We start from the raw sequence: 23569 nt of genomic DNA on the forward strand, positions 1-23569 counted from the left end.
GACTAAAAAAAGCCCCGGCAGCGTCATCGCTCCGGGGCTTTTTGTTTAGGCGGCCTTCCTGATGGAGGTCCGCACATCGGCGAAGATCTCCACGGATCGCAGCCGTTTTTCGATATTGTGGATCGGCATCGAGACGATCAGTTCGTCGGCCTGCGTTTCGGCGAGGAAGCCGTCGAGGTGGCGTCCGATTGTTTCAGGCGAGCCGACGGCGGCGAAACGCAAGGTATGTTCCACCGAAAAACGCTCCATCTCGTTCCAGTGGTCGTCCATGCTGTGAACCGGCTTGGGGAACGGGACGCGTACATTGCGGCGCAGGTTGACGAATTGCTGCTGTGACGAGGTGAAGAGATATTGCGCTTCCTCGTCGGTATCGGCGCCGACTCCCATCACTCCAACCATCACATAGGGCTTGTCCAGCGTCGCAGAGGGCTGGAAGCGCTCGCGATAGATATGGATCGCCTCCATCAGCATGTCAGGCGCAAAATGCGACGCAAAGGAATAGGGCAGGCCGAGTGCCGCTGCCAGATGCGCGCTATAGGTGCTTGAGCCAAGCAACCAGAGCGGCACGTGCGAATTCATGCCGGGCACGGCAAGGATCGCCTGATCCTGCTGGGGCTGGCCAAGGTACTGCTGGAGCTCGATGATGTCGTGCGGGAAGTTCTCCGCACCGGCATCAAGATTGCGGCGCAGCGCCCTTGCCGTCCGCATATCGGTTCCCGGCGCGCGGCCAAGTCCGAGATCGACCCGGCCAGGCAACAGTGCCGCCAGCGTGCCGAATTGTTCGGCAATGACGAGCGGGGAGTGGTTAGGCAGCATGATGCCGCCTGAACCGACGCGAATATGTTTCGTGGCGGCACCAACATGGGCGATCACGAGCGATGTGGCTGCGCTCGCAATACCAGGCATGCCATGGTGCTCCGCAAGCCAGATGCGGTTGTAACCGTGGTCTTCAGCCTTGATCGCCATGCGGCGAGAATTTTCAAGCGCCTGGCTGACGCTCTCGCCTTCGCCGATTGGCGAAAGGTCGAGAATGGAAAAGGGGATCATCCAACGCTCCTACACAAATTCTGTCTTTGATGCGGATGTAAGGCGCGTGTCCCGATTTACCATAGAAGTCGCGCAGAATTGAAGGATGGTTCAAAAAAATTGGGGCCTCGAAAGAGGCCCCTTTTCATTTTTTTAGCCCGCTCGACGGAATTGCCGGGTTTCGCGATGGTCTGGAGGTTGCCGGTCGGAAGCGAGCACGAATTGTCCGAGCCTGCCGTCCATCTCTCCCGCCTCGGAAGCGAGATTGTGAATGGCCGCCGTCGTCTCCTCCACCATGGCGGCGTTTTGCTGGGTCATGGTGTCGAGACTGGTGACGGTGCTGTTGATTTCAGCAAGCGTATGCGCCTCCTCGCGGGTGGATTCCATGATCTCTTCGATGCGGGAACTGATGGTCTGCACGTGCTTGCCGATGCCGGTTAGCGAGGCCCCCGCCTTTTCGACCAGTGCCACGCCGGTGGAAACCTCGTCGGTGGAGCGCTTCAGCAGGCTGGTGATTTCTTTTGCGGCGGCGGCCGAGCGTTGTGCCAGCTCGCGCACCTCCTGCGCCACAACGGCAAAACCCTTGCCGGCCTCGCCCGCACGCGCGGCTTCCACACCTGCGTTCAGGGCGAGAAGGTTGGTCTGGAAGGCGATTTCATCGATAACGCCGATGATCTGGTTGATCTGGCGCGACGAGGTCTGGATCGCTTCCATGGCGGCGATGGTCTGCTCCATGACGTGGCTGGACGCAGTGGCCTGCGTACTGGCGTCGCGGGCGATCCGTGTTGCCTGTTCGGCACGTTCGATCTGGTCGCGGACGGCTTCGGTGATTGCCTTGATGGCGCTTGCCGTCTCGGTAATGGAGGCGGCCTGCCGTTCAGTGCGCTCAGCGAGCTGGTCTGCACCTACCCGCATTTCCTCCGAGCCGCCGCGAACGGCGGCGGAATTGCCGCCGATGGCCTGCATGGTCTCGCTGAGCCTTGCAAGCGCCGTATTGAAGTTGTGGCGCAGACTTTCAAGATCGTCTGGGAAGACAGTCTCAATGCGATAGGCGAGATTGCCGCTTGCCAGTCGATCCAGCCCTTCGTCAAGAGAACGCACGACCATTTGCAGCGTGCCGGCCTCGGCCTCTCGTTCCGCAAGATGTGCGCGGCGTGCCGTTTCGGCTTCCTCGCGCGTGCGGGACGTGGTCGCTTCCATTTCCCGCTGCAAAATGAGTTTTTCACGGAAACTGCCAAGCGCGCGCGCCATGCGGCCGATCTCGTCCTTGCGGTCCTGATTGCCGATCTCGGCATCGAGACGGCCTGCCGCCACTTCGCCAGTCAGCCCGGCCAGCTTCTCCAGCGGTGCGAACAGGCGCCGTGCAAAAAAGGCGGTTGCCGCGCACATGGCTGCCAGAACGCAAAGGCCGATGACGGCTAACGTGCCGGCAATCGAAATGGAACCGGCGTTCAACTCGCTGCGCAACATGCTTTCCACCGCGAGGTATTTTTCACCGGCAAACGAGAAGGCGCGGGCATAGGCATTGGCTTCGCCGTCCGGACGGTTGATCTTGGCAATCGTCATGCCGGACGTATTAAGTGCTTGTGCATGGAAGGCATAGATTGCCGGATTAAGGCTGACGAGACCGTTGCCATCCACGCCCAGAACCTTGCCATCGGCGGAAACGATCGCGGATTGTTCGGAGCTGCCGGCGGAGATGCCTTTCGCGAGGATCTGGCTGAAGACCTCTTGTTTGACGCGGAAGAGAACGATGCCCTTGAACGCACCGAATTTGACTACCGGAATACCGAAATAGATGCCGGCCTCTTTAGTCGCGGCGTCGATGCGCAGACCGGAGAAACTCGTCTGCGCCACGTCGTTCACGGCTTTTCCTGCGTTGGTGGCTCCGCGCGCAAAAGCAGCCCCAAGGCCGCTATCCGCCCAGGCGCCACCCGTGACGGTTTCCCCGAAAGCCGGTCCTTTCAGATAGGAGTAATAAACCGTGCCGGCCGGATCGATGAATAGAACATCGCTGAATGGGGTTCCCTTGAGGTAGCCGCCGATATCCGTCTGGGTTTTTTCATGGGTGGAATAATAAAAGCCGCTCGGATTTTCGGGCTTGATGAGCTTTTCTTTCTCTCCGTAGGGGTTCTCCTTGACGAAGACGCGTTGCAGTTCCGCCTTTGCGTCGCCGGAACTCTTCTGCACGGTGCCCCAGCCGCTGCGCATGGAAACTACCGCCATTTGCAGGGATTCGATCTTGGCGATGGAATCCGCCTGCGTTTCAAGCTGCTCAAGGCGTTCCTGCAGCATATCGCCCCTGAAGACGAGAATGCTCTCCATGGATTTCGACGCCTGTTCCTCGAGAACGCCGCTGCTGCTTTGATAGCCGAGAAGCGTGAGAGCCCCGGTCGAGATCGTCATCAGCGCAAGGAAAATCACGAGCACTTTGGTGGATATGGAATGAAAACGGTTCAGCATGGCCGATGCAGCCCTTAATGCCGTATCACTTCCCGCACCATGCATTGATGGCGCCACCGGATGGCTGATATGGCGAAAATATTGCGCTGCGGATCATCATGTCCGCAGCTCCCCTTTTTTGATTTTGTGCGGGAACAATGCGGTACGCGGTTTAAGCAGAGGTAAATGCTGCACTGCAAATTTGATCAATGTTGTCGTTTTGTTCACTTATCGCTGGCAGGGTCGCAGCCGAAAAGATAGGGTGGCTTATGCAAAAGACGATTCGAATCATCGGTATCGACCCCGGGTTGCGGCGCACCGGATGGGGTGTCATCGAAACCTTCGGCAACAGCCTTCGGTTTGTCGCTTCCGGCACGGTGACATCGGATGGTGATATGGATCTCGCCTCCCGCCTGTGCCAGCTGCATGATGGGCTGGCGGATACTGTTCACAGCTATCAACCCGATGAGGCGGCGGTGGAGCAGACGTTCGTAAACAAGGATGCTGTCGCCACGCTGAAGCTCGGTCAGGCGCGCGGCATTGCCATGCTGGTTCCGGCGCGGGCAGGGTTGCCTGTTTTCGAGTATGCGCCGAACGCGGTCAAAAAAGCCGTCATAGGTGTTGGGCACGGCGAAAAGCAGCAAATCCACATGATGCTGAAAATCCTGATGCCGAAAGCAGAATTCAAGGGTAACGATGCGGCGGACGCCTTGGCGATCGCAATCTGCCACGCCCATAATCGCGGCGGCGACAGGATGGCGCGGCTATTGGCAGCCGGTTGAATATTGAAGTCTCATTGCAGCGGGCGGCATCATGATCGGAAAACTTAAAGGCACCATCGAGGAAATCGGCACGGATTACGTGCTGGTGGATGTGCACGGCGTTTGTTACGTCGCCTATTGCTCGGCGCGCACACTCTCAAAAATAGGTTCCGCTGGTGAAGCGGTCGTCCTCTTCATCGAAACCTATGTGCGCGAAGACCAGTTGAGGCTGTTCGGCTTTTTGTCGGCACTTGAGCGGGAATGGTTCAATCTGCTGCAGAGCGTGCAGGGGGTCGGTTCGAAAGTGGCGCTGGCCGTCTTGTCTACCCTGTCGCCTTCTGAACTCGCCAATGCGATAGCGCTGCAGGACAAGGTGATGATTTCACGTGCGCCGGGCGTAGGGCCGAAGGTGGCGGTGCGCCTCGTTACCGAGCTTCGCAACAAGGCGCCTGCCTTTGCAGGAGAAGCTTCGGCTTCCATCGGACTCAAGCAGGAACTTGGCGAGGGTGTGGCCTCCGCGCCGGTGGCGGATGCCGTGTCGGCGCTCACCAATCTCGGCTATTCACGCGATCAGGCCGCAAATGCCGTTGCGGCCGCGCTGAAGAACGGCGGGGAGGGCGGCGACAGTGCCAAACTCATCCGGCTCGGCCTGCGCGAACTTTCACGCTAAGCTGCGCGCAGCAAGCGAACGAAGCCGGGTGCGATGCTGAATTTCGTGAAGCGCCTTCGTGCGACAGTCGTGATATAGCGGCGAAGACCATCTCTTGAATTGGTTTAGAACAATGGAATGCCCTCTATGAGCGATGCGGACAGACTGATTTCGGCGGACAAGCGCGGTGAAGATATCGACACCACAATGCGCCCGCAGTCGCTGGACGATTTTACCGGCCAGGCCGAGGCTCGCGCCAATCTCAAGGTGTTTATCGAGGCGGCAAAGAACCGTGGCGAGGCGCTGGACCATGTGTTGTTCGTCGGGCCTCCCGGTCTCGGCAAAACCACGCTGGCGCAGATCATGGCAAAGGAGCTTGGCGTCAACTTCAAGTCCACCTCCGGACCAGTGATCGCCAAGGCTGGCGACCTTGCCGCACTTTTGACCAATCTCGAGGAGCGCGATGTGCTCTTCATCGATGAAATCCATCGTCTCAACCCGGCAGTCGAGGAAATTCTCTATCCGGCGATGGAGGATTTCCAGCTCGACCTCATCATCGGTGAGGGGCCTGCGGCCCGCTCGGTGAAGATCGATCTTTCCAAGTTCACCCTCGTTGCCGCGACCACGCGTCTTGGTTTGTTGACAACGCCGCTGCGCGACCGCTTCGGCATTCCTGTCCGTCTGGCCTTCTACACTGTCGATGAGCTGGAGCTGATCGTTCGGCGCGGCGCGCGGCTGATGGGTCTGAACATGACCGACGATGGCGCACGCGAGATAGCAAGGCGTGCACGCGGCACGCCGCGCATCGCCGGACGGCTCTTGCGCCGGGTTCGCGATTTCGCTGAGGTGGCACGGGCGGAAGCCGTCACCCGTGAGATTGCCGACGAAGCGCTGACGCGGTTGCTTGTCGACAAAATGGGTCTCGATCAGCTGGACATGCGCTATCTGACCATGATCGCGGTCAATTTCGGCGGCGGCCCTGTTGGTATCGAGACCATCGCCGCTGGCTTGTCGGAGCCGCGTGATGCGATCGAAGACATCATAGAACCCTACATGATCCAGCAGGGTTTCATCCAGCGCACGCCGCGCGGCCGCGTTCTGACCGGCACTGCCTGGAAACATCTGGGCATGCAGCCGCCTAAAGATCTCGAGGCGGCGCAATTCCGGCTGACGCTGGAAGAGGATTGAGGGAACAAGCCCGGCGCTTTCGCATTTGATTTTCTTTGGTCAGGAAATGATGATGTCTGGATATCGCAAGGGTACGAAGGTTCGCTGGAAATGGGGCAACGGAACCGGCGAAGGAAAAATCGTCGAGACGTTTACTGATGATGTCGAAAAAACGATTTCCGGTTCCACGATAAAGCGCAAGGCTAGCAAGGACGAACCCGCTTATCTCATCGAGCAGGAAGATGGGGCGAAGGTTCTGAAGAGCAAGTCCGAGCTTGAACACGTCGATTGAAAAGCGGCGTTATCAGGCTCCATGAGAAGGGACGTCGATGGCCTACGATCCGATGCGGGTTTTCCGCAAACTCGCGCGCAACAACCGGCTGGCTAATTTAAGGCTGCATCAGGCTTGTCTTCAGCTGTTGCAGGAGGAATTCGTGGCCGCTCGCGTCAGCTTCTTTCCAACCCTTCGGGCGACCCTGAACCACATCTACACCGTTGACCTGTTTTATATCGACGCTGTCAAAGGTGGGACGCTCGGCCTTGCCGCTTTTGACGAGGAAGAGCCTTTCGCCACCATGGCGGAGCTGCATGCTGCCCAAGCGAAACTGGACGAAGAACTGATCGATTTTGTCGACATGCTGGATGAAGACGGCCTCGCTGCCATCGTCAATATCCATCGTGGAACACGCATCCAGCAGGATCGCTGCGACGATGTGTTGTCCCATCTCTTCCAGCACCAGACGCATCATCGCGGGCAGGTGCATGCCATGTTGTCCGGCACCATGATCAAGCCGCCACAACTGGATGAATTCATTGTGGGAGACGACGCAAAGGCGAGAAAAGCCGAGATGGATGCGTTAGGGTGGACGGAAACCGATTTGATGTTTCCAGCCAGCAGGTTCAGTTAATGATACAAGACACCACGGTGCAGGACACCCGTATCCGCATGAAATTCAAGCCGAAACGCATTTTCCAGATGCGCGTTGCGGGGCTGGCGTTTCGGGATGGCCACGTGTTGGTGTGCACCGCGCGTCCCATGAGAAATTCTGGACCTTTCCAGGTGGTCGCGCCGAAATGGGCGAGCGTTCCGAAGAAACGCTGGCGCGCGAAATGGTCGAGGAACTTGGTGTCGAAGCGAAGGTCGGGCGGCTTCTATGGGCGGTCGAGAATTTTTTCCATTATGAGGGTAAGGAGTGGCACGAACTCGGTTTCTATTACCTGATGGATTTGCCGGAGACCCTTGCCTTTCACCCGACGGATATCATTCACCGCGTTCAGGATGGCGATAACGAGCTTGAGTTTCGCTGGGTCGCTGCGACCCGTGATGCATTGACCGAACTCGATATTCCGCCCTATTTCATCGCGGATGAAATAGAACACCTGCCTGAGACCACAAGACACCTTGTCTGGTATGACGGCGACCTGGACGCCAAATGACTTCTGCCCCTGAGCGCCATATGATCCGGCTGGACCGCAAGCCGCAGCTGTTCAGCATGCGTGTGGCGGCGTTGATTTTCCACGACAACTATCTTCTCGTCCAGCGTGGCGCCAAGGATAGCTATTGGGCCCTGCCGGGCGGGCGGGCGGAAATCGGTGAAAGCTCAGAGCAGACCATCATCCGCGAGATCGGCGAGGAGCTTGACCGGGATTGCGCCGTCGAGCGTCTTCTCTGGTCGGCGGAGAATTTTTTCGCCTATGATGATTATGTCGCGCATGAATTGGCATTTTATTATCTGGTTTCGCTGCGCCAGCCTTTGCCGTTCCATGAAAGCGATATAGTGCATCGCGTGCTGGATGGCGTCGAGGTGGAGTTCTGCTGGCTGCCCGCGCAGCCTTCCGCGCTGCTGGAACACGATCTCAGACCCCGTTTCATTGCTGAGCGCATCGCGATGCTGCCTCAGCGCCACGAGCATCTTATCGTCCGCGAAGGTCGTTCAGGTGCGGCCGAACTTTCCAAGGAGATATCATGAGCGAGCTTGTGGTTTCGCTTTCCGGCGAACTCATCGAACATGGGCACCGCCTGACCCAGCGGGTCTATTACGAGGACACGGATTTTTCCGGCCTCGTTTATCACGCGCGCTATCTGCATTTTCTCGAGCGCGGTCGAACCGACTACCTGCGTTGCCTCGGCTGCGAGCAAAGCGCACTCCTGACCGCCGACGAGGAGGGTCTCGTTTTCGTCGTCCATCGTATGGAGATCGATTTCAAGAGCCCGGCCCGGATGGATGATGTGTTGACGATCACCACCCTTACCGAAAAGGCCGGGGGCGCAAAAATGGTGCTCAATCAGGAAATCCGGCGCGGCGAAACGCTCCTTGTTGCCGCCAAGGTCATCATCGCCGTCATCAATGCCAATGGCCGGCCAAGGCGCCTTCCGGAGACGGTGGCCGAAAAATTCCTGAAGTAAGTTCGGGGCTGGTCCAGTAAATCCATCAGACGTGGCGCGGTTGTAACACTCCTTTAACCATAATGGTGTCTTACTTTAGCAACTGGCATTTGTGCGGCGCACGCCTTCCTTTCACCAAATTTATTGGCAAGTAAGGCTTACTGGCAAGTATCGGGGTATGGCAAAGGGGTTTGCGGCTGTTGCTGCATAGCTTCGAGCGTTAACACGCGTTTGAATCGCCCGGTCCCGTACCGGGCGTTTGGATTCGGGGATTGGATATTTATGGAACAGGCAGGTTTGGCAGCGGCGACGCACGATGTAAGTCTCTGGGCGCTGTTTATGCAGGCGGGCCTCATCGTGAAGTTCGTGATGATTGGACTTATCGCCGCCTCGGTCTGGACGTGGGCGATCGTCTTCGACAAATACGTAAGCTTCGGCAAGGCAAAGCGCCAGTTCGACCAGTTCGAACAGGTCTTCTGGTCTGGCCAGTCGCTCGAAGAGCTTTACCGCACTCTGGCAGAACGCCAGAATGTTGGTCTCGCGGCAATTTTCGTTTCCGCCATGCGGGAGTGGAAGAAATCATTTGAACGCGGCGCCCGTTCACCCATCGGTCTGCAAATGCGTATCGACCGGGCAATGGACGTGACGATTGCTCGTGAAGGCGAACAATACGAGGCCCGCCTCGGTTCGTTGGCGACGATCGGTTCTGCCGGTCCGTTCATCGGCCTCTTCGGTACGGTCGTTGGTATCATGACCTCGTTCCAGGCGATTGCCGGTTCGAAGTCCACCAACCTTGCGGTCGTGGCGCCGGGTATCGCCGAAGCGCTTCTGGCAACGGCCATCGGTCTTGTCGCGGCTATTCCGGCGGTTATCGCCTACAACAAGTTCACGGCTGACGCGCACAAGCTTTCCGCTCGTATGGAAGGTTTCGCCGACGAGTTCTCCGCGATCTTGTCGCGCCAGATCGATGAAAAACTTCAGACGCGGCAGGCAGCCCAATAAGCGCGCCGCGCAGTAATTTGCCGCAAGGCAAAATGGAGTAGATGTTATGGGTATGTCAGCAGGTGGCAGCAGCGGCGGTTCCGGTGGACGCCGTGGGCGCGGCGGACGTCGCAGGGGCGGCGCGATCAGCGAAATCAACGTGACGCCACTGGTTGACGTCATGCTTGTGCTTCTCATCATTTTCATGGTGGCCGCACCGATGATGACGGTCGGCGTTCCGATCGACCTGCCGCAGACATCTGCCAACGCGCTGAATTCGGATACGCAGCCGATCACGATTTCCGTCAATGCCAATGGCCAGATCCATTTGCAGGAAACGGAAATCCAGGCGGCCGAGGTGGCCGACAAGCTGCAGGCAATCGCCACGACAGGTTATAACGAACGCATCTTCGTGCGCGCGGATTCCGTTGCCGCCTACGGCGTCGTCGCCGACGTGATGGCGCGTATCCAGGCAGCGGGCTTCAAGAATATCGGCCTTGTGACCCAGCAGAAACAGGATAATTGACGTCAGCGATGAAGGGCAGCCTTACCACATCCGCGATCGTGCACGCATCGCTTCTGGCTTTCGCCCTCGTTTCCCTGGGCTCGCCGGAGCCTCTTGACGTGTCGCAGGCTGAGGCACTGCCTGTGGAGCTGGTGCCAATCGAGGAATTGAGCCAGATCCAGCAAGGCGACAAGAACGCGCCGAAGGCGGAAAAGTCGGCCCCGGTTCCGACTACACGTCCGGATATCGTTCCGAACGCTCAGAATGTCGGCAACAACGTGGCCGATATAGAAGCGCCGCCGACGCCTACTACAAAGCCGAACGACAATATCAGTGCGGCCGCTCCGCCAAAGCAGGAAAAGCCGCAGCCGGTTGTCGACACCAAGGCGAATGAGGTGAAGGAAATCGTCAAGGAAGAGACCTCGGCTCCGAAGCCGCAGGAAATGGCCGCCTTGCCGCAGACCAAGCCCGAGATCGCGCCGCAACCGAAGACGGAGCCGCCGCCGCAGGAAACGAAAGCGGAAGAGCCACCCCCGGTGCAACAGGAACCGGCCGAAATTCCCGTGCCGCCGAATGTGCCGCGCCCGAATTCCCGCCCGGAGCCGCCGAAGCCGGAAGTGCCGAAACAGGCTGAGACCAAACCTGCCGAGCAGAAGCCCGCTGAGAAGCCTGCAGAGACCAAGCCCGATCAGGCAAAGTCCACGGACAAGCCTTCCGACAAGAAGCCGGGTGAGAAAAAGCAGGAAACGGCGAAATCCGCTTCGTCGAAGGAAAGCGATTTTAACGCTGACGATGTTGCCGCGCTTTTGAACAAGCAGGCGCCCTCCGGCGGTGGTGCAAAGCGCTCCACCCAGCAGGCATCGCTTGGCGGCAAAAAGACCACGGGCGGTTCGACGCTCAGCCAGACGGAAATGGATGCGCTGCGTGGCGCAATCCAGAAAAACTGGCAGATCATTCCCGGCATGGCGGATGCCTCGGACGTTCGCGTTCGGGTCACCATGAAGCTTGACCGTGATGGATCCATCATCGGCCGACCCGAGATCGAAGCAACGGGTGGTTCCGAGGGAACGCGTCGCGCCCTTTCCGGTGGTGCCTATCGTGCCATCATGCGTTCTGCTCCGTTCACGAACCTTCCTGCCGACAAATATGATGCATGGAACGAAGTCGTAGTGAATTTCGATCCCAGTGAATTGCTATGAATGCTGAAAGGCCTGGCAACATGAAGATATTTTCGCCGATCCGGCTGGTGCTCGCTGTCGCGGCCCTTATGTCGGTTTTCTCCGCACCGGCTTTTGCGCGGGTGGAAATCAACATCAACAAGGGTAACGTCGAACCCTTGCCCATCGCCATCACCGACTTCATCTCGGGTGACGGCATCGGCGCGCAGGTATCGGCCGTAATTGCTGCCGATCTGCAGCGTTCCGGCCTGTTTGCGCCAGTCAACAAGAGTGCCTTCATCGAAAAAATCGCCAACCCGGATCAGCAGCCGCGTTTTGAGGACTGGAAGGTTATCAACGCGCAGGCACTCGTAACGGGCCGCGTGACGCGTGAAAGCGACGGCCGTCTGCGTGCCGAGTTCCGCCTTTGGGATACTTTCGCAGGCCAGCAGATGACCGGGCAGCAGTTTTTCACGCAGCCGGAAAACTGGCGCCGTGTCGCCCACATCATCGCGGACGCCATTTATGAGCGCGTCACCGGTGAAAAGGGTTACTTCGATACCCGCGTCGTTTTCGTCTCCGAAAGCGGCCCGAAGACAGCCCGCAAGCGTCAGCTGTCGATCATGGACCAGGACGGCTTCAACGTCCGTAACCTCACCAATTCGAACGACATCGTTCTGACGCCGCGTTTTTCGCCGAACCGTCAGGAAGTCACCTACATGTCGTTTGAAGGCCAGCAGCCGCGCGTTTACCTGCTGCAGCTGGAAACCGGACAGCGCGAAGTGGTCGGTAATTTCCCCGGCATGACATTCTCGCCGCGCTTCTCGCCGGATGGCCAGAAGGTCATTATGAGCCTTCAGCAGGATGGTAACGCCAATATCTACACCATGGACCTGCGCTCACGAACCACGACGCGCCTGACGAACACGTCCGCGATCGATACTGCACCGTCATTCTCCCCGGATGGGCAACGTGTTGCCTTTGAAAGCGACCGTGGCGGCCGTCAGCAAATTTACGTAATGAATGCCGATGGTTCAGGACAGCAGCGTATTTCGTTCGGCGACGGGTCGTATTCCACGCCGGTCTGGTCGCCACGCGGCGATCTGATCGCCTTCACCAAACAATCGGGCGGCAAGTTCTCGATTGGCGTGATGAAAACCGACGGTTCGGGTGAGCGCATTCTGACCAGCGGCTTTCATAATGAAGGCCCAACATGGGCGCCGAACGGCCGTGTGCTGATGTTCTTCCGCCAGAACGCTGGTGCTGGCGGTCCGCAGCTCTATTCGATCGACTTGACCGGCTACAACGAACAGCTGATCAAGACTCCCACCTTCGCTTCAGACCCGGCCTGGTCGCCGCTTCTGGACTGATATTGACTGCCATGACGGCGCCGGCCCAACCGGCGCCGTCATGTTTTTACATATGCCGTACGGGAAACTGCCTCTTTCTTGCCGCAAAGTGTTGTGAGGGAGCAAAAAAGTGGGACGTTTCCTTTCTGTTAACCATAAGCGTTTGTCGGCTATTAACCTCGATCCGTTAGTGTCTGGCAACGTTATTGCAATCCCAAGGAGAGACCGGCGATGAGCCGTACACACACTTCGGCACTCAGCCCGATGCAGAAACTGGCCCGTAATCCGGCTGTTATCGCCATGACGCTCGCTCTTGCTCTCGCAGGCTGCGCGAACAAGAAGAACATGCCGAACAGCGCCGGTGAGCTCGGTCTCGGCGGTGCGGGTTCTGCGACGCCCGGCTCCCAGCAGGACTTCACGGTTAATGTTGGCGACCGCATCTTCTTTGATACGGACTCGACGTCCATCCGTGCAGACGCGCAGCAGACGCTGCAGCGCCAGGCACAGTGGCTTGCCCGTTACCCGAAATACGCCATCACCGTCGAAGGCCATGCCGACGAGCGCGGTACGCGTGAATACAACCTGGCGCTCGGCGCCCGTCGTGCCGCTGCAACCCGTGACTTCCTGGCGTCCCAGGGCGTTCCGGCAAGCCGCATGAAGACGATCTCCTACGGCAAGGAAAAGCCGGTCGCCGTCTGCGATGACATTTCCTGCTGGTCGCAGAACCGCCGCGCTGTGACGGTTCTCGGTGGCGCAGGCATGTAATCGCCTGACGCTTTTGTGATCTCGAATGGAAGGCGGTCTATGGGCCGCCTTTCGTTTTTTTCATAGTTTGGCCGAAGTTAAGTTGCTTTTTCGGTTGATATGGAAAAAATCCGGCTTGCGCCATTCCGGTGCAAATCAGTTAAGGCAGGGCAAATGAGATGAAGAAACTTGTCGTGGCGGGAATGCTGGGGCTTGCAGCCTGCACCGGCTTGAGCGGCACAGCCGTTTCGGGTCCGCTGTTCGGTGCGGGGGGTAGCTTCGGCACGATCAACTCTCAGCAGGTCCCAATTGTGCGGGTTCAGGCCAATGAAGCCTATAAGGTTCAGCAGCTTGAAGAACAGATCCGGCAGCTCAACGGCCGTATCGAAGAAATGAGCTTCCAGCTTTTGCAGATGCAGGAAACGATCCGCAAGGCGCAGGAAGACAATGAATTCCGCTTCCAGGAACTGGAAGGCGGCAAAGGCGCGAGTACCACCGCGCCGAAAAAGAAGGCGGAGGCCACTCCGGCCGCTCCGCCGAGCGACGACGTTGCAACGATCATCGAAACGCCACCTCAGGGTGGCGCTTCCGTTTCGCCGTCCTCTTCCGCGAACGCGCCGACGAGTGCACCGGGAGAGACGACGCTTGGCTCCATCGAGCTTGATTCCAAGGGCATGCCGATCGGTGGCTCATTGAACCAGGGTGCCAACAATTCTTCCGGTAGTCTTCCGGGCGTTACCACCGGCAACGGTTCGCGCAAGACCGATCCGGTCAACACCGCAGCACTCACCAGCGAGGGCGATATCTATCAGGCTGCTTACGGTCATGTTCTTTCCGGCGATTACAAGCTTGCGGAGCAGGGGTTCCAGCAATATCTCCAGGGTTACCCGAAAGGCACCAAGGCCGCCGATGCCAGCTTCTGGCTGGGCGAGGCACAATATTCGCAGGGCAAGTTCAACGAGGCCGCAAAAACTTTCCTGAACGGCCATCAGACCTATGGCAAGTCTCCGAAAGCACCGGAAATGCTGATGAAGCTCGGCATGTCGCTTGCAGCTCTGGACAACACCGAGACCGCCTGCGCCACGCTGCGCGAAGTGCCGAAGCGTTATCCCAGTGCTTCAAAGACTGTGCTGAACAAGGTTGCCAGCGAACAGAAGCGGCTGAGCTGCTGATCTTGCTCCTGCCATGGCGGCGGTCTTTCCATGCCGGTTGATGTCCGCATTTTGAACGAAAAGACGGTTGCGCCGCTCGCTGCGGCTAGGTCCTTCGTCGAAAATCTTCGCAAACCCGTCCATATTCTCATCGCAATCTCCGGCGGTAGCGATTCCACCGGTCTGTTGCTGGCAATGCATGAGGCGAGGGCGGAGGCAGACCCCGACCGGGTGCGGCTTTCCGCCGTCACGGTTGACCATGCCCTAAGGGCGGAATCCGCTGATGAGGCTCACAAGGTCTCCCTGCTCTGCGCGGAACTCGGTATCCCGCATACCGTGCGCCGATGGGATGATCCCAAACCCGCTTCCGGCATTTCCGAAGCCTCTCGTCTTGCCCGATATAGTCTGATCGCCGACGTTGCGAGCGACATTGGCGCCGATCTCATCGTGACAGGGCATACTCTTGGCGACCAGCGGGAAACCGTGGCGATGCGTGCCGCCAGAAGCGGCAGCAGCGAAAATCTCGGCCTCGCCGGCATGGCGGATGCTGTATTATACGGTGGACGCCACTGGATCATGCGGCCGTTTCTGACCTGTGAAAGACAGGAGATCCGCGATTTCGTATTATCTCGCTCGCGTGGCTGGTCTGACGACCCTAGTAATGACAACGCGCGCTACGAGCGGGTTCGTGTGCGGCAGTCGCTTTCCGACTCTCCGCCGCCGTTTGATGCGCAGGCCGCCGTCAAACGACAGGCATATTCCGAGAAAACCGCCTTTTTTCTCCAACAAAACGTAGAAGTCTTTCACGCCACGCTCGCCAGATTGTCGATTGAAGGCCTGATGCCCGATCTTCCCGAATTTCGGCACGGGCTAGCGGTGCTCATCGCTAATCTCGGTGGAAGGGCCTATTTCCCGGCGGCCAGCAGCATGGATCGGGTGTTGCAGTTTCTCAAAACCAGCGAGAACGGACGGATAACGGTTGGCCGCGTTCTTTTCGATCGCCGAAAGGACGGGCTTTATCTTTTCCGCGAGCATCGGAATATGCCGGAACTGCAAGTCGAGGCTGGCGGGCAGGGCCTCTGGGACGATCGTTTCTTTGTGAAAAACACATCGGCTTTTCCGGTCAATATTGCGGCGGGCAGGACGGGTGGCATTGCGGATGCGGCAGCGCTTTTTCCAGCGGTGCCGCCAGGGATTGCAAAACAGGCGATGGCGATCCTGCCGCAAATTGCCGCGTTGGTTCCCGGTCGAGCCTCTCCGGAAGGTGCCATCAGTATCGTGCCGAGGCTTGCCCCCTTCGATCTTTTTCTGCCGCGCTTCGACCTTGAGTTGGCGAATGCCATCGCGGTTTCATTCGGCCGTGCGGCCTATCCACAGCCGCCGGTTTAAATCCGGCCTCTTTTTCGTGAATTGCCTTGGAATAGTTTTTACACCAAAACGCATCAGATAACGCCCTTTGCCTTGGCAACGGCAGATGTCGTCCTTATGTTAGGGTCGAGTAATAGCGGGCAGCAAACATGTCCGTGTGAGTTCGGGGAGTTCGATGAACCCAAATTTCAGAAATTTCGCCTTGTGGGCCGTGATTGCCCTCTTGCTGATCGCTTTGTTCAGCATGTTCCAGACTTCGCCGACGCAAACGGGTTCGCGGGAAATTCCGTATTCCCAGTTTCTCCGCGATGTGGATTCCGGGCGAGTTCGCGACGTGACCGTCACCGGTAACCGGGTTCTCGGAACCTATACCGAGAACGGCACGGCCTTTCAGACCTATTCCCCAGTAATCGACGACAGCTTGATGGAGCGCTTGCAGAGCAAGAACGTCACCATCGTCGCGCGTCCCGAGAGCGACGGTTCTTCCGGTTTTTTGAGCTATCTCGGCACGCTTTTGCCGATGTTCCTCATCCTCGGCGTCTGGCTGTTCTTCATGCGGCAGATGCAGGGCGGTTCGCGCGGCGCGATGGGCTTTGGCAAGTCAAAGGCCAAGCTTTTGACGGAAGCGCACGGCCGCGTGACGTTTGACGACGTCGCAGGTGTGGACGAAGCCAAGCAAGACCTTGAGGAAATCGTGGAATTCCTGCGCGATCCGCAGAAGTTCCAGCGACTCGGCGGCAAGATCCCGCGCGGCGTGCTGCTGGTCGGCCCTCCAGGTACTGGTAAGACGCTACTGGCGCGCTCCGTCGCGGGTGAAGCTAATGTGCCGTTCTTCACCATTTCCGGTTCTGACTTCGTGGAAATGTTCGTCGGCGTCGGCGCAAGCCGTGTGCGTGACATGTTCGAGCAGGCCAAGAAGAATGCGCCGTGCATCATCTTCATCGACGAAATCGACGCTGTCGGTCGACATCGCGGCGCCGGTCTCGGCGGTGGCAATGACGAACGCGAACAGACGCTCAACCAGCTGCTGGTCGAGATGGACGGCTTCGAGGCGAATGAAGGTATCATCCTCATCGCCGCCACCAACCGTCCGGACGTTCTCGATCCCGCACTTCTGCGTCCCGGCCGCTTCGACCGTCAGGTCGTCGTGCCGAACCCGGATATCGTCGGCCGTGAGCGCATTCTCAAGGTTCACGTTCGCAACGTGCCGCTGGCTCCGAATGTCGATCTCAAGGTTCTGGCCCGTGGCACCCCCGGTTTCTCGGGCGCTGACTTGATGAACCTCGTCAACGAAGCCGCCCTGATGGCTGCTCGCCGTAACAAGCGCGTGGTTACCATGCAGGAGTTCGAGGACGCCAAGGACAAGATCATGATGGGTGCGGAACGCCGCTCCTCCGCCATGACCGAAGCGGAAAAGAAACTGACCGCTTACCACGAGGCGGGGCATGCGATTACCGCGCTGAAGGTTGCTTTGGCTGATCCGCTGCACAAGGCGACAATTATTCCGCGTGGCCGTGCACTCGGCATGGTCATGCAGTTGCCTGAAGGTGACCGCTACTCCATGAGTTACAAATGGATGGTGTCGCGTCTGGTGATCATGATGGGTGGCCGCGTTGCCGAGGAGTTGACCTTCGGCAAGGAAAACATCACCTCCGGCGCATCTTCGGATATCGAGCAGGCCACCAAGCTTGCCCGCGCCATGGTAACGCAATGGGGCTTCTCCGACGCTCTCGGCCAGGTCGCCTATGGTGAAAACCAGCAGGAGGTCTTCCTTGGCCATTCCGTCTCGCAGTCCAAGAATGTCTCCGAGGCAACGGCTCAGACGATCGACACCGAAGTCCGCCGTCTGATCGACGAGGCCTATACAGAGGCACGTCGTATCCTGACGGACAATCACGACGGGTTCGTTGCTATTGCCGAGGGTCTTCTGGAATACGAAACCCTCACGGGCGACGAGATCAAGGCTTTGCTGAGGGGCGAGAAGCCGGCACGCGATCTGGGTGACGATTCTCCTGGCAGCCGTGGCTCGGCTGTTCCGAAAGCAGGCACCAAGAAGGACGGCCCAAGCGAAGTCAAGGGTGACGGCGAAGCCAAGGGCGACGGCGAGGCTGAAGGCGGCATGGAGCCACAGCCGCACTGATTGCCTGGCCAAGACGACTATTGAAAAAGGTCATCCGGTTTTCCGGGTGGCCTTTTCAGTTTGGTAACAAGATATAAGCCATTTTTGCGGTAATTTACGTGCTGTTTATCGTGGTTTGTGGCATTTAGCCAAAAACGCTTCCGGTAGTTTTATGCTATGCCGGAATGCCCGAAAGATTTGGAGTTCAAATGGCACGCCGTTATTTCGGAACCGATGGTATCCGCGGACAATCGAACGTCTTCCCCATGACGCCGGATCTGGCGATGCGTGTGGGCATTGCGGTCGGAACGATCTTCCGCCGGGGCCATCATCGCCATCGTGTCGTGATCGGCAAGGATACCCGGCTTTCGGGCTACATGCTGGAAAACGCGCTGGTCGCAGGTTTCACCGCGGCCGGCCTTGATGTCTTCCTGCTCGGGCCCATTCCAACCCCCGCTGTTGCCATGCTGACCCGCTCGCTGCGGGCCGATATCGGCGTAATGATCTCGGCGTCGCACAACCCATTTTCCGATAATGGAATCAAGCTTTTCGGACCCGACGGATACAAGCTTTCCGACGAGCTTGAGCTGGAAATCGAAGATCTTCTCGACAAGGATCTCTATGCCCAGCTCGCCAAGCCGAGCGAGATCGGACGCGCCAAGCGCGTGGATGGCGATATCTACCGCTATATCGAATTCGTCAAACGTACCCTGCCGCGTGATGTGACGCTGAGCGGGCTCAGGATTGCCATCGACTGTGCCAATGGCGCTGCCTACAAGGTGGCTCCCGCAGCGCTCTGGGAACTGGGCGCCGAAGTCGTTACCATCGGCAACGAGCCGAACGGCATCAATATCAATCTCGAATGCGGCTCCACCCACCCGGAAGCCCTGCAGAAAAAGGTGCATGAGGTGCGGGCCGATATCGGCATCGCGCTCGATGGCGATGCGGACCGTGTCATCATCGTCGACGAACGCGGCGAGATCGTCGATGGCGACCAGCTCATGGCGGTGATTGCCGACAGCTGGGCTTCCGACAATACCCTGCGTGGTGGCGGCATCGTCGCAACCGTGATGTCCAATCTCGGTCTTGAGCGTTTCCTTGGCGACAAGGGTCTCACCCTTGCCCGCACCAAGGTGGGCGACCGTTATGTTGTCGAACATATGCGCAACCACAATTTCAACGTCGGCGGTGAGCAGTCCGGCCACATCGTCTTGTCGGATTACGGCACGACTGGCGATGGGCTGGTGGCAGCTTTGCAGGTTCTCGCCAAGGTCAAACGTTCGGGCCTCACCGTCAGCGAGGTTTGCCGCAAGTTCGAGCCGGTGCCGCAGCTTTTGAAGAACGTCCGTATTTCCGGCGGCAAGCCACTGGAGAATCCGATCGTGCAGCAGGCGATCGCGGATGCGGAAAGCGCATTGGCCAATAATGGCCGCCTCGTCATCCGCCCTTCCGGTACGGAGCCTTTGATCCGCGTCATGGCGGAGGGCGACGATAGTGCGAAGGTGGAGCAGATCGTCAACGATCTCGTCGGGGTCATCACCAATGCCCGCTCGGCTGCATAAATTGCGCCACCAAATGTGAAAAGAAAAAGCCGGCTTTCGAGTCGGCTTTTTCTTTGAGTATTGCCTAATAAATATAGTGAATGATCGTGGTTAATCGGGACTTAACCATTTTACGCCAATCTCCGTGACTGAACAGTTCACTGGCATTTGCTGCCGCAACGGCAGGTGCCTCTTCTGGAGTGGAAGTCATGAAAAACGCTTTGGCCGGCATTCTGGCCGTTCTGATGACCGGCACGAGCGCCTTCGCTGCCGATCTTTATCAAGCTGAACCTGCACCTGCCTATGTAGAGGCACCCGAAGTGCAGATCACGCAGGCAAGTGGTTGGTATCTGCGCGGCGACGTCGGTTATTCCTTCAACAAGCTTCGCGGCGCCAACTATTATCAGGGTGGACCGGGTGGTTATCTCGCCGATTTCGATACGGCTAATGTCAAGGATAGCTACATCGTCGGCGCCGGTGTCGGTTATCAGTTCAACAACTATTTCCGCAGTGACGTAACCTTCGATTACATGGGTAAATCGGATTTCCGCGGGTCTACCATCGGCGGCTGTGGTTCCGTGCCCGGTCCCTGCGTTTCAGCGGATCTCAGCTCGCTTAGAGCATACACGCTGATGGCAAACGCCTATGTCGACCTTGGTACCTATGGCCGCATCACGCCTTATGTTGGCGGCGGTATCGGCGGCTCCTACGTCAAATGGGATAAGCTGCGCAATACTTCGTGCAGCACCAATGGCCTTGGCTGCGACCCGACCACCGAACACGGCGGCAGAGGCAAGTGGCGCTTCGCCTATGCCCTGATGGCCGGTGCGTCGATCGATGTTACCTGTAATCTGAAGGCAGATGTCGGTTACCGCTTCCGCCAGATCAACAAGGGCGACATGTTCGATTTTGCGAATGGTGGCGGTCCTGGCCGCGACAAGGGTCTGTATTCGCATGAGGTTCGCGTCGGTGGCCGTTATGTCTTTAACGGCTGCGATACCGCGCAATACATGCCGCCTGCCGATATTCCGCTGCAGCCTGCCGTTTATAAATAAACGTCACGCCCGACTGTTAGCTTCAGCCGTTCGCATCCTCCTCCGGTGCGGGCGGTTTTTGTTTTCAGCGGTATCCAGTTCGTCGCATGACGCATATGGACTAAAATTCTCATGCGTAGCGACATATTCCGCTTGACGGAGGCCGGTGAGAGGAATAGCAACGGCGTCAGGACACCTCTCCCTAACGAGAGGCGCCTATCTGAAAGGGTAGTCAAATGACAGATATAGTGAAGCCGGACCTCCGTCCGGGCAATACGCATTTTTCTTCTGGTCCCTGCTCGAAGCGTCCCGGTTGGTCGCTAGATGCTCTCTCCGATGCACCGCTCGGTCGCTCGCATCGCGCCAAGGTTGGCAAAGCCAAGCTGAAGCAGGCCATCGATCTCACCCGTGAAATTCTCAATGTTCCCGCCGATTATCGCATCGGTATCGTTCCCGCGTCTGACACCGGCGCCGTTGAAATGGCCCTTTGGTCGCTGCTTGGTGAACGCGGCGTCGATATGCTTGCCTGGGAAAGCTTCGGTGCCGGCTGGGTTACCGATGTCGTCAAGCAGCTGAAGCTGAAGGACGTACGCAAGTTGGAGGCCGATTACGGCCTGCTGCCGAACCTGGCGGAAGTCGATTTCGACCGCGATGTGGTTTTCACCTGGAACGGCACCACCTCCGGTGTCCGCGTTCCCAATGCCGATTTCATTCCTGCTGACCGCAAGGGTCTGACGATCTGCGATGCCACCTCGGCGGCCTTCGCGCAGGATATGGACTTTGCAAAGCTCGACGTCGTAACCTTCTCCTGGCAGAAGGTTCTGGGCGGCGAGGGTGGCCACGGCGTCATCATCCTTTCGCCGCGCGCTGTCGAGCGTCTGCTGAGCTACGCGCCGGCATGGCCGCTGCCGAAAATCTTCCGCATGGTCTCCGGCGGCAAGCTCATCGAAGGCATCTTCACTGGCGAAACCATCAACACCCCGTCCATGCTCTGCGTTGAGGATTATATCGACGCGCTGCTGTGGGCGAAGAACCTTGGTGGCCTGAAGGCGCTGATTGGCCGTGCTGATGCCAATGCCAAGGTCATCTACGACTTTATCGAGAAGAACGACTGGATCGCCAACCTGGCCGTCAAGCCGGAAACCCGCTCCAACACCTCCGTCTGCCTGAAGATCGTCGATCCCGACGTACAGGCGCTGGATGCTGCTGCGCAGGCGGATTTCGCCAAGGGCATCGTTGCCCTGCTTGAAAAGGAAAATGTCGCCCTCGATATCGGCGCTTACCGTGACGCACCGTCCGGTCTGCGCATCTGGGCCGGCGCAACCATCGAGACGGCCGATATGGAAGCCGTCATGCCCTGGCTCGCCTGGGCCTACCAGACGCAGAAGGCAACACTTTCCAAGGCTGCCGCCTGATTTTGATACCGGCCCTGCGTTGATGCAGGGCCGCCGATTTCCCGCTTTTAAAACTGCACCGTTTTTCAAGGAGCCCCTGAACCATGGCACCTCGCGTACTCGTATCCGACGAACTGTCGGAAACCGCCGTCCAGATTTTCCGTGATCGTGGCGTCGAAGTCGATTTCCAGCCGAAACTCGGCAAGGACAAGGACAAGCTGGCTGAAATCATCGGCAATTACGATGGTCTTGCCATTCGTTCCGCCACGAAGGCGACCGAAAAGCTGATCGAAGCGGCGACCAATCTCAAGGTCATCGGCCGCGCCGGCATCGGCGTCGATAACGTCGATATCCCGGCCGCTTCGCGCCGCGGTATCATCGTCATGAACACGCCGTTCGGCAACTCTATCACCACTGCCGAACATGCGATTGCGCTGATGTTCGCCGTCGCGCGTCAGCTTCCGGCTGCCGATAGCTCCACGCAGGCGGGTAAGTGGGAAAAGTCGAAATTCATGGGTGTCGAAATCACCGGCAAGACGCTCGGTGTCATCGGTGCCGGCAACATCGGCTCCATCGTCTGCTCGCGCGCACTTGGCCTGAAGATGCACGTTCTGGCCTACGATCCCTTCCTGTCGCCGGAGCGCGCGCAGGAAATGGGCGTGACGAAGGTTGAGCTGGATGAGCTGTTGGCGCAGGCCGATTTCATCACCCTGCATGTGCCGATGACCGACAAGACACGCGGCATCCTCAATGCCGAAAACCTTGCCAAGACCAAGAAGGGCGTACGCATCGTCAATTGCGCCCGTGGCGGTCTGGTGGATGAGGCGGCTCTTGCCGACGCCATCAAGTCCGGCCATGTCGCCGGTGCAGGCTTTGACGTTTTCGAAGTCGAGCCCGCCACCGAGAGCCCGCTTTTTGGTCTTCCCAATGTCGTCTGCACGCCGCATCTCGGTGCTTCGACCACGGAAGCACAGGAAAACGTTGCACTTCAGGTTGCCGAGCAGATGTCGGATTATCTGGTCAAGGGTGCCGTCTCCAACGCCATCAACATGCCATCGATCACGGCGGAAGAAGCACCGCGCCTGAAGCCTTTCATCCGTCTGGCGGATGTTCTCGGCTCCTTCGTCGGTCAGGTGCAGGAAAGCGCCACCAAGGAAATCGAAATCCTTTATGATGGCGCAACCGCCAACATGAACACCAAGGCGCTGACCAGCGCGTTGCTGGCGGGCCTTATCCGCAGCCAGGTTGCGGATGTGAACATGGTTTCCGCGCCTGTTATGATCAAGGAAAAGGGTGTTATCCTGTCCGAGGTCAAGCGTGACAAGACCGGCGTTTACGACGGTTACATCAAGTTGACGGTCAAGACTGAAAACCAGGTTCGCTCGGTTGCTGGTACGGTGTTCTCGGATGGCAAGCCGCGCTTCATCCAGATCAAGAACATCAACATGGATGCGGATGTTGGATCGCACATGATCTACATCACCAACACCGACGTTCCCGGCATGATCGGCTTCATGGGCACCACGCTTGGTGAGGCTGGCGTCAACATTGCCAACTTCCAGCTCGGTCGTGAAAAGGAAGGCGGCGACGCCATCGCGCTTCTTTATGTCGATGGTCCGGTTTCCGAAGACGTGCTGGACAAGCTGCGCGCCAACCCGGCAATCCGCCAGGTCAGGCCGCTGACATTCAACATCGACTGATACCTATCGTTCCTCCCAAGGGGACAATAAGGGCCGGTGCAGGGGAAACCCTGTGCCGGTTTTTTTGTTTCTGAACCGCCGGTTTCACCGAAATG

At 58.3% G+C, this 23569-nt stretch carries 21 protein-coding genes and 1 pseudogene; 20 read left to right on the plus strand and 2 right to left on the minus strand.

Annotated features, from left to right (window positions below; translation table 11 throughout):
• Window positions 1-45: 45 nt before the first annotated feature.
• Both QE432_RS05145 and QE432_RS05150 read right to left on the minus strand, forming a co-directional pair.
• Window positions 46-1047, minus strand: a complete 1002-nt coding sequence (locus QE432_RS05145) for an LLM class flavin-dependent oxidoreductase (protein ID WP_019564904.1) — start codon at window positions 1045-1047, stop codon at window positions 46-48.
• 132 nt (window positions 1048-1179) lie between these two features.
• Window positions 1180-3489, minus strand: coding sequence for a methyl-accepting chemotaxis protein (locus QE432_RS05150; protein ID WP_019564903.1), 2310 nt, complete (start codon window positions 3487-3489; stop codon window positions 1180-1182).
• A gap of 248 nt (window positions 3490-3737) precedes the next feature.
• Here QE432_RS05150 and ruvC point away from each other — a divergent pair, with 248 nt between their 5' ends.
• From ruvC to serA, 20 genes and pseudogenes are all read left to right on the plus strand, one after another.
• Window positions 3738-4250, plus strand: a complete 513-nt coding sequence (ruvC, locus tag QE432_RS05155) for a crossover junction endodeoxyribonuclease RuvC (RefSeq protein ID WP_003511398.1) — start codon at window positions 3738-3740, stop codon at window positions 4248-4250.
• Window positions 4251-4281: 31 nt separating this feature from the next.
• Window positions 4282-4899: a Holliday junction branch migration protein RuvA gene (gene ruvA, locus QE432_RS05160; protein WP_003511397.1), complete on the plus strand. Its 618-nt coding sequence runs from the start codon at window positions 4282-4284 to the stop codon at window positions 4897-4899.
• Between the two features lie 126 nt (window positions 4900-5025).
• Complete coding sequence (gene ruvB, locus QE432_RS05165) at window positions 5026-6066, plus strand: Holliday junction branch migration DNA helicase RuvB (protein WP_003511396.1); 1041 nt, start codon at window positions 5026-5028, stop codon at window positions 6064-6066.
• Between the two features lie 52 nt (window positions 6067-6118).
• Complete coding sequence (locus tag QE432_RS05170) at window positions 6119-6337, plus strand: DUF2945 domain-containing protein (RefSeq protein WP_075807662.1); 219 nt, start codon at window positions 6119-6121, stop codon at window positions 6335-6337.
• Between the two features lie 37 nt (window positions 6338-6374).
• Window positions 6375-6953: a DinB family protein gene (locus tag QE432_RS05175; RefSeq protein ID WP_111809737.1), complete on the plus strand. Its 579-nt coding sequence runs from the start codon at window positions 6375-6377 to the stop codon at window positions 6951-6953.
• Window positions 6953-7482: pseudogene (locus QE432_RS05180) on the plus strand (NUDIX hydrolase). Before QE432_RS05175 ends, QE432_RS05180 begins: the two are co-directional and overlap by 1 nt.
• Window positions 7479-8015, plus strand: coding sequence for an NUDIX hydrolase (locus tag QE432_RS05185; RefSeq protein ID WP_035199649.1), 537 nt, complete (start codon window positions 7479-7481; stop codon window positions 8013-8015). Before QE432_RS05180 ends, QE432_RS05185 begins: the two are co-directional and overlap by 4 nt.
• Window positions 8012-8452, plus strand: a complete 441-nt coding sequence (ybgC, locus tag QE432_RS05190) for a tol-pal system-associated acyl-CoA thioesterase (protein WP_003511391.1) — start codon at window positions 8012-8014, stop codon at window positions 8450-8452. Before QE432_RS05185 ends, ybgC begins: the two co-directional genes overlap by 4 nt.
• A 261-nt stretch (window positions 8453-8713) precedes the next feature.
• Window positions 8714-9433 carry a protein TolQ gene (tolQ, locus tag QE432_RS05195; protein WP_003511390.1) on the plus strand — a complete coding sequence of 240 codons (720 nt, stop codon included), beginning with the start codon at window positions 8714-8716 and terminating at the stop codon, window positions 9431-9433.
• 46 nt (window positions 9434-9479) lie between these two features.
• Window positions 9480-9938 carry a protein TolR gene (gene tolR / locus QE432_RS05200; protein WP_003511389.1) on the plus strand — a complete coding sequence of 153 codons (459 nt, stop codon included), beginning with the start codon at window positions 9480-9482 and terminating at the stop codon, window positions 9936-9938.
• An 8-nt stretch (window positions 9939-9946) separates the two neighbouring features.
• Window positions 9947-11116: a hypothetical protein gene (locus tag QE432_RS05205; RefSeq protein ID WP_013761817.1), complete on the plus strand. Its 1170-nt coding sequence runs from the start codon at window positions 9947-9949 to the stop codon at window positions 11114-11116.
• Window positions 11117-11136: 20 nt separating this feature from the next.
• Window positions 11137-12444, plus strand: a complete 1308-nt coding sequence (gene tolB, locus QE432_RS05210) for a Tol-Pal system beta propeller repeat protein TolB (protein ID WP_003511387.1) — start codon at window positions 11137-11139, stop codon at window positions 12442-12444.
• 210 nt (window positions 12445-12654) lie between these two features.
• Window positions 12655-13188, plus strand: a complete 534-nt coding sequence (pal, locus tag QE432_RS05215; RefSeq protein ID WP_003511386.1) for a peptidoglycan-associated lipoprotein Pal — start codon at window positions 12655-12657, stop codon at window positions 13186-13188.
• A 158-nt stretch (window positions 13189-13346) separates the two neighbouring features.
• Window positions 13347-14339 (plus strand): tol-pal system protein YbgF, encoded by a 993-nt coding sequence (gene ybgF / locus QE432_RS05220; protein WP_003511385.1) that lies wholly within the window; start codon window positions 13347-13349, stop codon window positions 14337-14339.
• 30 nt (window positions 14340-14369) lie between these two features.
• Window positions 14370-15707, plus strand: coding sequence for a tRNA lysidine(34) synthetase TilS (gene tilS, locus QE432_RS05225; protein ID WP_035199648.1), 1338 nt, complete (start codon window positions 14370-14372; stop codon window positions 15705-15707).
• Window positions 15708-15861: 154 nt separating this feature from the next.
• Entirely contained in the window at window positions 15862-17826 is a 1965-nt protein-coding gene (ftsH, locus tag QE432_RS05230) for an ATP-dependent zinc metalloprotease FtsH (RefSeq protein WP_013761814.1), read from the plus strand.
• 188 nt (window positions 17827-18014) lie between these two features.
• Window positions 18015-19367, plus strand: coding sequence for a phosphoglucosamine mutase (glmM, locus tag QE432_RS05235; RefSeq protein ID WP_003511381.1), 1353 nt, complete (start codon window positions 18015-18017; stop codon window positions 19365-19367).
• Between the two features lie 188 nt (window positions 19368-19555).
• On the plus strand, window positions 19556-20401 hold the full coding sequence (locus QE432_RS05240; protein ID WP_003511380.1) for an outer membrane protein: 846 nt from the start codon (window positions 19556-19558) through the stop codon (window positions 20399-20401).
• 215 nt (window positions 20402-20616) lie between these two features.
• Window positions 20617-21795 (plus strand): phosphoserine transaminase, encoded by a 1179-nt coding sequence (locus tag QE432_RS05245; protein WP_003511379.1) that lies wholly within the window; start codon window positions 20617-20619, stop codon window positions 21793-21795.
• An 83-nt stretch (window positions 21796-21878) separates the two neighbouring features.
• Entirely contained in the window at window positions 21879-23474 is a 1596-nt protein-coding gene (gene serA, locus QE432_RS05250) for a phosphoglycerate dehydrogenase (RefSeq protein ID WP_003511378.1), read from the plus strand.
• Window positions 23475-23569 lie beyond the last annotated feature (95 nt).

Source organism: Agrobacterium sp. SORGH_AS_0745, assembly GCF_030818995.1.
In the GTDB taxonomy this organism is placed as follows: Bacteria; Pseudomonadota; Alphaproteobacteria; order Rhizobiales; family Rhizobiaceae; genus Agrobacterium; species Agrobacterium tumefaciens.